Source organism: Roseicyclus sp., assembly GCF_018402035.1.
Classification (GTDB): Bacteria; Pseudomonadota; Alphaproteobacteria; order Rhodobacterales; family Rhodobacteraceae; genus Roseicyclus.
The window spans coordinates 1-6250 of sequence record NZ_JAGYJN010000026.1; the positions used below are offsets into that span (position 1 = coordinate 1).

Below are 6250 nucleotides of genomic sequence, written 5' to 3' on the forward strand. Positions count from 1 at the left end.
TCAAAAATCGAGACGGATTATAAAGGTCTTGGAATTTCAGCATGTTGTCGAAGTCCAAATGCGCCGCAGTTGAAGCGGGTTCGTCTGCTCTCGGTGCGAACAGAGACACCCGAAGGCGGCGTTGTCGTGCGGGGTGCCGCGAACTTGGGCGCGGGGTCAGACTACCGGCCCGAGGTAGCAAGGGGCGGTTTGCAGACTGTGAGGTTGCAGCAAAGCACTTGCGGCATTTTGGGACAGCAGACGTTTTGGACACCGTTGTTGCGCAGCGACGCGCTCCAATGTGTGTAATTCTTGAATGCCATTAACCGCGGCAGAGATCGCGCCAATTTCAAAGATTGTCTGCCATCGCGCAGGACCTGCCCTCAGTTGAAATGCTATGAATAAAGCGCGTCTAACTGTCGACTGCTCGCAGCTACCATCTTCTTATTTCATGCCTGCTATCTGTCGCGCATTGGGCTATGCAGGTCGGTGACTCAAGCCATTTCGGAACCACCGTGACCTCCAGCATCGACACAAAGCTCTCACAGACTTTCCTTCTGACTTGTCAGTCCGGGTCGATGCGCGCTGCAGCCGAGGCGCTTGGGATCGAGCCGTCTTCAGTCAGCCGCCAGATTGCTCAGCTAGAGGCGCAAGTGGCCATTAAACTGGTCGAGCGAGGTCGACGCGGGGTGCGGGCGACCGAGGCGGGCAGGCTGTTGTTGCAATACCTTCACAGCCAGAAAATCGAGTTGGAAACCGTCATGTCGGAATTCGACGCTCTGCGCGGCCTGCGGCGGGGTCAGGTCGACATTGCCTTGGGCGACGGGTTCATCAGTGATTTCATCGGTAATGCGCTTGCGGAGTTCAGCGCCACCTATCCGGGCGTCACCTACAGGCTGCAAAGTGGCTCGACGGCCTTTGTCGAACACCAGCTCTGCGAGGATCTGGCCCATTTCGGGCTGGCTTACAATGCGCGACCGAATCAGGGATTGCAGGCGAAGGCACGGGCAGGTCAGCCGCTGGATCTTCTGGTTGCGCCTGAAACGGATTGGGCGACGCTACCCGAACCTATATCAGTGCAGGCGCTTGGACAGATCCCGCTTGCGCTGCTGTTGCCGGGGTTCGGGATCGGTGCGCTGGTGCGCGATGCAGAGACCCATCATTCCATACGGTTTCAGGCCACAGTCGAGTCCAATTCCATTGCCGTCTTGCGCAACTTTGTCCGTGCGCGGATGGGGGGTACCATCTTGCCCGCGTTTGTCGTCACCAGCGAACTCGCGGATGGCTCCATCATGCGCAAGACCATCGACTTGCTAGAGTTCGGCGCTGCGGACGCTACGCTTTTGGTCCGGCCTGGTCGCCGTCTGCCCGAAATCGCGCTGAAGCTGATGGATCATCTATGCCGGCGGATGAAGGCCATGGGCAGGGGATAGATAAGGCTTCGTCTGCGTTGCATTTAGTGCAACGATATCGATCTTCCGCTGCGCTGTACGAAAGGAATGCGTTGCCTTAACTTGCTATGAGAGAGGCTTGATGGAGGAGTGGCCATGAAACAGCAAATCGGACTTGTCGGGCTTGGGGCAATGGGCACTGGGATGCTGACCAGGCTGCGCGAAACGGGCCACGAAGTTCTTTGCTTCGACGCCGACCGCGGGGCGATGGACCGGGCGGCAGGGCTTGGCGGCGGGGAGGCGGCTACGCTAGCTGAAATCGGTGCCGCCTGCCGAACGGTTTTGCTGTCGTTGCCCAAGGCCGCAATTGTGCGTGACGTGATGGGGCAACTACTCTGCGCCATGGCCACAGGGTCAGTCGTCATCGATACATCGACATCAGAGCCGGAAACAACGCGTGACTTGTCTGCTGAGGCGCAAGCACAGGGGTTCCACTTCCTCGACGCACCAGTCAGCGGTGGTCCGAAGGGCGCGCGCGAAGGCACGATGAGCATGATCGTCGGCGGCGACGCCGCGGCGCTGGATCAGGTGCGCCCGGTTCTTGAACAGATGACGGGGAAGCTTTTGCATATCGGCCCCTCGGGGGCGGGCCACACCGCCAAGATTGCCAATAACCTGCTGTGCGCCGCCAATCTGGTGCTGGTCAGCGAAATGGCGCATCTGGCAAGCCGTGCGGGCGTGTCCCTGGGCGACCTGCTGGCCGGGATTAATGCCGGATCAGGCCGCAGCGGGGTCAGCGAAGTCAACTTTCCCCGCTGGATCCAGAACGGCGCTTTTGATTCCGGCTTTACCATGGGTCTGATGCGCAAGGATGTGGGGCTTGCCTGCGATCTGGGCCAAAGCCTTGGGCTCGACCTGCCTGCCACCAGCGCCATCGCCGCGATCTGGCATAACAGCCGCAGCACCCTTCCCGACAGCGCCGATTTCAACGAGATTTACAAATATGGACGCCCGCATGACTGATCGCCGCCGCCTTTTCCACACGCTCTGCGCCGAGCTTGGCCTGCCCGCCGAACCTCAAAGTCTGGTCGGCGGGGCCTTCCAGCCCGGCACGGGCGAGGCCATCACGCTCGAGGACCCCTTCACACGCCAGACGCTGGCGCAATACGCAGATTGCGGGACCGATCTGGCGGCAAGGGCCTGTATGGCGGCCGATGCCGCCCAAAAGCTCTGGGTCACGCAGTTCAACCCTGCCGCGCGTGGCGTGGTGATGCAGGCTGTGGCCAGCGCTCTGGCAGAAAAGATCGAGACATTTGCCCGCATCGAGGCGCTTGTCGCGGGCAAACCCCTGCGCGACTGCCGTGTCGAGGTCACCAAGGTCGTCGAGATGTTCCGCTATTACGCAGGCTGGACGGACAAGCTGCATGGCGAGGTGATCCCGGTCCCCACGGGCCATCTGAACTATACGCTGCGCGAACCTTTGGGGGTAGTCTTCCAAATCACGCCCTGGAACGCGCCGATCTTTACCGCAGGCTGGCAGATTGCCCCCGCGATTGCCTGCGGCAATGGCGTGGTGATCAAGCCCAGCGAATTGACGCCCGTCACGACGCTTGCGCTGGTTCATCTGGCCGAGGGCGCGGGCCTGCCCAAGGGCCTCGTCAATGTGCTGGCCGGGCTTGGGCCGACAGCGGGCGAGGCCGCGATAGCCCATGAATCCGTGCGCAAGGTGGTGTTTGTCGGCTCGCCCGCGACGGGGCGGCGGGTGGCGATGGCGGCGGGAGCCGCGCTGAAGCCGGTGGTTCTGGAACTGGGCGGCAAGTCCGCCAATATCGTCTTTGCCGATGCAGATCTGAAACCCGCGCTTTTGGGCGCTCAGGCGGCGATCTTCTCGACTGCCGGGCAAAGCTGCGTGGCCGGTTCGCGCCTGCTGCTGGAACACAGCCTGAAGGACCGGTTTCTGGAGCTGATGGATCAGGGCATGCGCCAGATCCGCATTGGCGACCCGCTGGACGAGGCGACCGAATTCGGCCCCGTCAGCAATGCGCGCCAATTCGCCCATGTGACGGCAATGATCGACGGGGCGGTGCAGGACGGTGCAACCCGCCTTGGCGCGCAGGGTACGCAGGGCGATGCGCTGATCGTGCCGCCCACGATCCTGACCGGGCTGTCGCCGCAATCGGCTGCCGCCCAGACCGAGATTTTCGGCCCCGTCGTCACCGCCCTCGGCTTTGCCGACGAGGCCGAGGCCATCGCTATCGCCAATGACACCGATTTCGGCCTGGCGGGCGCGATCTGGACCCGCGACGGCGCGCGCGCCCACAGGGTCGCGGCGGCAGTGCGGGCAGGCACGTTCTGGATCAACAGCTACAAGGCGATTCATGTGTCCTCGCCCTTCGGCGGGTCGCGCTCCTCAGGGTTCGGGCGCTCCAGCGGGCAGGATGCGCTGATGGAATACACACAGCCAAAAAGCATCTGGCTAGATCCCGCGCCGATCCCGCGCGTGGCCTTTGGCTATGCGCCCAGCACATGATGGCGTAGACCATGACGGATAACCTTGCCGCTGATCTTCGCCGCCTCTTGCTCGACCAGCCCGCGATTGCCAGGCTTGGGGGGCTTGACCAGACCCGTATCCACACCGACGCTCAGGCCCTGGCGGCGGCCTTGGCTTCTCTGGTGCCAGACCCTCTTGCGCGGGCCGAGCTGCAAGTGCTGGCAGAGCGTGTCTTCGCCAACGCCACCCCCCGCGAGGCCGCGCTGGATGACCTGCGCGCCACGGCCGAGCGCGACATCGCCACCGGGGGCATGGCCCCGACGCTGCTTTTTGCGCACGGGTTTCATGGCCTGCTGGCCTATCGTCTTTCCCGCGCGCTGTGGCTGGACGGGCAGGAACCGCTGGCGCTTGCCGTCAAGACCCTGTTCGCGCGGTTCCTGTCCATCGACATCGCGCCACAGGCCCGGTTGGGGCGACGGATCTGGCTGGATCATGGCCATGGCACAGTCATCGGGTCCACGGCGGAACTGGGCGATGATGTCTGCCTCTGGCATGGTGTCACTCTGGGGTCGAACCTGACGGACCGAGGGGACCGGCGGCACCCCAAAATTGGCGCGCGCGTGGTGATCGGGGCCAATGCCACGATTCTTGGTGGGATCGAGATCGGGGCAGATGCGGTCGTCGCCGCTGGTGCCGTTGTCACCCGCGCTGTGGCCCCCGGCGAAATCGTCGCCGGGCCGCGTGCCGCCCCGATCGTCAGGCGCGCGGATGGGTTTCGCGGGTTTACCCGGCCAGAGGGATCATAGCATGACCGACTGCCCCACCATCGACCACCCGCTGATTGCGGTTCGTGATCTGGCCGCGACAGTCGCATTCTACCGCAGCCTTGGCTTTTGCATCGCTCCGCCCGGTCAGCATCCCTGGGGCACAGCCACCGCCCTTGCACTGTTCGACCGGCAGATCATCGAGCTTGTCTCGATCGGGGATGCGGGGCTGCTTGACGGCTACAGCGCAGGCGATTTCCGCTTCGGGCGGCATGTCGAACACTATCTAGAACGGGGCGAAGGGATCGCCCTGACCGCCCTTTGCACCGACGATGCCGAAATGACAGAGTCCGCCCTGAGCGCGCGCGGTCTGCTCTGCGCGGGCACGGTAAATTTCGGGCGCGACGTGATAGCCCCCGATGGCCAGCCCGACCGGACACGAACCACGCTGAAGATCTTTCCGAACGCAGCGATGCCGCGCCTGTCGGTCTTTGCCTGCCAACAACACCGCCGCGATCTGCTGGAATTTCCCGACCGGATGCACCACCCCAATGGCGCAAAAGGCATTGCCGCCCTGTCCATCGTCGCGCAGCCCTCTGACATGTCCCGCGTCAGGGACTGGCTGCGCGCCTTGCATGGCAGACCGGGCACCGAAGACGCAGACGGAGTGTTCACCCTTGATACGGGTCGTGGTCTCTGGCGTGTGGTGTCGGTCAAGACCTTCGGACGGATCTATGGGGCGGAAACAGGGCCGGCTGCTCTGGACAACGGGCCGCGAGTTTCCGGTATCGACATAGCCGTTGACGATCTTGCTTCTGTCGACCAGTTGGTACGCGACGCAGGCTTGGCGGCCATGTCGGGGCCCGGTACCATCACATTGAGTGGTAGAAACGGGCTAGCTGGCGTCGCCTTGCGTTTTCTCGCCGCAAAGTGAGCGCCCGCGCGCTGGTCGCACGACTCCGGCAATGGCAAGTGTTGTTCAGTCAGATCGCCCATGGCGCGTGTCGGCCGGGGCGCGAGGCCGCAGGCAGACTTCTGGCAAAGGATTGAGTTTCCACCACTCTTCCTGATGCCCCCCAACGGTTGAAGCAGCTTGCAGTCTGTATCAGGTGCGGTTCGCTTTATTCCGGTGCTGCATCGGGTTTGAATGACCGCTGAAGTGACATCAGCATGACAGGCTGACCGTCGGCTTTGGGCCGATCGCGTCAATTTGCTGCTCACTCGCCAATGGCACGACCCACCTGCTCCCCCCAAGCCTCCCCAGCCAGAAAACACAAATCGTAAAGGCTGACCGCTGAAGCCTCGCGCCCGCAGGTGAGCCGTTTCAGAACTTCAGGCGCAAGATAAGCCAACCGCAACTGGCGGCTGACATGGCGTTCGGCCAACCCGACGGCCTCGGCCAGTTCCTGGATCGTGCTGAACTCACCGGCGTCCATGCGTCGGCGCCACCCCCATGCGCGGCCGATGGCCCGCAGGATGTGCGGATCCTGAGTCTGATCCTCGCTGGGGCAGTAGTCGGCGGGTGGCATGATCTTCGGCCGCCCGTTCTTCTTGCGGATCTTCAATGGGATTAGCACGCGAATCGTGTCGTTGAGCTTGGTCATTCAGCCGCCTCCATTCTGCGC

Annotated in this window: 6 protein-coding genes; 5 read left to right on the forward strand and 1 reads right to left on the reverse strand. The window is 63.1% G+C overall.

The window, feature by feature from the left end; translation table 11 throughout:
* Positions 1-458 precede the first annotated feature (458 nt).
* The 5 genes from KG698_RS14375 to KG698_RS14395 all read left to right on the forward strand — a co-directional run bounded on the left by KG698_RS14375 (position 459) and on the right by KG698_RS14395 (position 5559).
* Positions 459-1412, forward strand: a complete 954-nt coding sequence (locus tag KG698_RS14375) for a LysR family transcriptional regulator (protein ID WP_213686247.1) — start codon at positions 459-461, stop codon at positions 1410-1412.
* A gap of 114 nt (positions 1413-1526) precedes the next feature.
* Complete coding sequence (locus KG698_RS14380) at positions 1527-2393, forward strand: NAD(P)-dependent oxidoreductase (protein WP_213686248.1); 867 nt, start codon at positions 1527-1529, stop codon at positions 2391-2393.
* The gene (locus KG698_RS14385; protein WP_213686249.1) at positions 2386-3900 is read left to right on the forward strand and encodes an aldehyde dehydrogenase family protein; all 1515 of its coding nucleotides are present in this window, start codon (positions 2386-2388) and stop codon (positions 3898-3900) included. Before KG698_RS14380 ends, KG698_RS14385 begins: the two co-directional genes overlap by 8 nt.
* An 11-nt stretch (positions 3901-3911) precedes the next feature.
* Positions 3912-4667, forward strand: coding sequence for a DapH/DapD/GlmU-related protein (locus KG698_RS14390; protein WP_213686250.1), 756 nt, complete (start codon positions 3912-3914; stop codon positions 4665-4667).
* A 1-nt stretch (position 4668) separates the two neighbouring features.
* Entirely contained in the window at positions 4669-5559 is an 891-nt protein-coding gene (locus tag KG698_RS14395) for a VOC family protein (protein ID WP_213686251.1), read from the forward strand.
* 283 nt (positions 5560-5842) lie between these two features.
* Here KG698_RS14395 and KG698_RS14400 read toward each other — a convergent pair whose 3' ends face one another.
* The gene (locus KG698_RS14400; RefSeq protein ID WP_213686252.1) at positions 5843-6229 is read right to left on the reverse strand and encodes a hypothetical protein; all 387 of its coding nucleotides are present in this window, start codon (positions 6227-6229) and stop codon (positions 5843-5845) included.
* Positions 6230-6250 lie beyond the last annotated feature (21 nt).